The organism is Streptomyces sp. MnatMP-M17, assembly GCF_900091995.1.
Lineage (GTDB): Bacteria > Actinomycetota > Actinomycetes > Streptomycetales > Streptomycetaceae > Streptomyces.
In genome coordinates this window covers 1-2070 of the sequence record NZ_FMDK01000853.1, presented here as the reverse complement: position 1 = coordinate 2070, position 2070 = coordinate 1, and the positions used below count along the sequence as shown (strand labels likewise).

At 68.1% G+C, this 2070-nt stretch carries 2 protein-coding genes and 1 pseudogene; all 3 read right to left on the bottom strand.

The features are described 5' to 3' along the window. Positions 1-92 (bottom strand): annotated as a pseudogene (locus tag GA0115259_RS42360) (NAD(P)-dependent oxidoreductase); the annotation flags it as partial. Positions 93-99: 7 nt separating this feature from the next. After that, positions 100-813 (bottom strand): nucleotidyltransferase family protein, encoded by a 714-nt coding sequence (locus GA0115259_RS31935; protein ID WP_093603437.1) that lies wholly within the window; start codon positions 811-813, stop codon positions 100-102. 57 nt (positions 814-870) lie between these two features. Continuing rightward, on the bottom strand, positions 871-1872 hold the full coding sequence (locus GA0115259_RS31930) for an SDR family NAD(P)-dependent oxidoreductase (RefSeq protein ID WP_093603435.1): 1002 nt from the start codon (positions 1870-1872) through the stop codon (positions 871-873). Between the last annotated feature and the right edge of the window lie 198 nt (positions 1873-2070).

The window sequence follows — 2070 nt, the reverse complement described above, 5'->3', positions numbered from 1 at the left end:
CCGCCGAGCAGCCGCGCGCCGGGCAGGGCGCGAAGCTGTTCGGCGGCGTGCCCGCCCAGGTATCCGGTGAGGCCCAGGACGAGGATGCGCATGGAGTGCTCAGGCTCCCTTGAGCAGAAGGGACTGGTAGGTGGTGAACTCGGCGTTGGCGCGGTCGTAGTCGTCCGGGCGGCCGATGTCGAGCCAGTATCCGTCGAACTCGTAGGCATGCGGAGGACTGCTCGATTTGAGCAGATCGAGGACGAGTTCGTCGAAGCCGAGCGGCAGTCCCGGTGTGTAGGCGTCGAGAGTCGCCCGGCTCAGCCCGTACACGCCCATCGAGACCCGGTAGTCCACACTCGGCTTCTCGGTGAAGCCGACGACCCGTCCGGCGTCCGTGGTCAGCACACCGAAGTCGATATGCACCTTGCGCGCGTAGGTGGTGATCGTCAGAGGCGCGCCGGAACCGCGGTGACGGAGCAGCACATCGCGGTAGTCGAGATCGGTGAGGATGTCGCCGTTCATCACAAGAAAGGTCTCGGGCAGCCGGTCCCGCATGGTCAGGAGCGGGCCCAAGGTGCCCAGCGGACTCTCCTCGCTGGAGTAGTCGATCCGGAGCCCCCAGCGCGAGCCGCTGCCGACATAGGCGCGGATGATCTGTCCCAGATGGCCGATGGCGAGCGTGCAACTGGTGAATCCGGCGGCGGCGAGCTGACGGAGCACGATCTCCAGAATGGCGTGCTGATCGCCGATCGGTACAAGAGGTTTGGGCAGTGCCGTGGTGTAAGGGCGTAAGCGGACGCCTTTGCCTCCGGCGAGGATCACTGCGTGCATGGGATGTCTCCCTGTCTGTGGCGTTATCGGGATGACGGAATCGAGGTGGCGCGGGGATCAGATGTGGTAGACACCGGCCTTGTACCGGGCGAGGTTCGCGGGATCGCGGAAGAAGCCGGCGGTACGGGCGAGCCCGCTCTCCAGATCGTGCTCCGGCGCCCAGCCGGTGGCCGTACGCAGCCGGCCGGCGTCCGCGACCAGGCGCATCACCTCGGAGTCGGCAGGACGGATACGCCGCTCGTCCTCCCGTACGGTCAGTTCGGCGTCCATGACCTTGCCGATCAGCCGGACCAGATCACCGATCGAGATCTCGTCCCCGGTCCCCGCGTTGAAGGTCCGGCCCACGACGGTCGCGGCCGGAGCGGTCCCCACGGCCAGAAAGGCGCGGACGGTGTCGGAGACGAAGGTGAAGTCGCGGGTGGGCCGCAGATCCCCGAGCGTGACGGTCCGTGAACCGGCGGCGACCTGGCCGATGACCGTGGGGATCACGGCCCGCATGGACTGACGCGGACCGTAGGTGTTGAACGGACGCAGAATGACGACGGGAGTGCCGAAACTGGCGTGGTAGCTGTCGGCGAGCCGGTCGCCGCCCGCCTTGGAGGCCGCGTACGGCGACTGGGTCTGGATGGGATGGTCCTCGGTGATGGGCACGGTGCGGGCGGTGCCGTAGGTCTCGCTGGTGGAGGTGTGCACCAGCCGAGGAGTGCCCAGGCTGCGGACCGTCTCCAGCACATTGAGAGTGCCGGTCACATTGGTGTCCACGTAACTGTGAGGTGCCTGGTAGGAGTAGGGGATCGCGATGAGCGCGGCCAGGTGGTAAACCGTTTCGGCGCCCTCGGCCAGGGCCCGGACGGAGCCCGGGTCACGGATGTCTCCGAGCACGATCTCGACCTGGTCGAGGACATCGGACGGCAGGCTGTCCAGCCAGCCGTAGGAGGAGAAGGAGTTGTACTGCACCATGGCCCGGACCCGGTGTCCGGACGCCACGAGTGCCTCGGTCAGATGCGAGCCGATGAAGCCCTCGGCTCCGGTGACGGCTACGAGCGGTACGGATGTCAACGGGTGTCTCCTCGGGGTTGTCTGCGGGTCGGGCGAGTTGGTCTCGGGCGGTCGTACGCGGCGGGCGGTGGCGCGTGGTAGGAACGGCGGGCGGCGGCAGTTGCATGGGCGCGGCAGGCGCGGCAGGCGCGGCAGGCGCGGCAGGTCCGGTCAGGCGTGCGCCGTCGGTCTGCCCAGCAGCCACAGCGCACAGCCGAC

What these genes read in the sequence shown, in the direction of transcription:
- GA0115259_RS31935 (WP_093603437.1), bottom strand. Translation starts at nt 813, where the DNA reads ATGCACGCAGTGATCCTCGCCGGAGGCAAAGGCGTCCGCTTACGCCCT.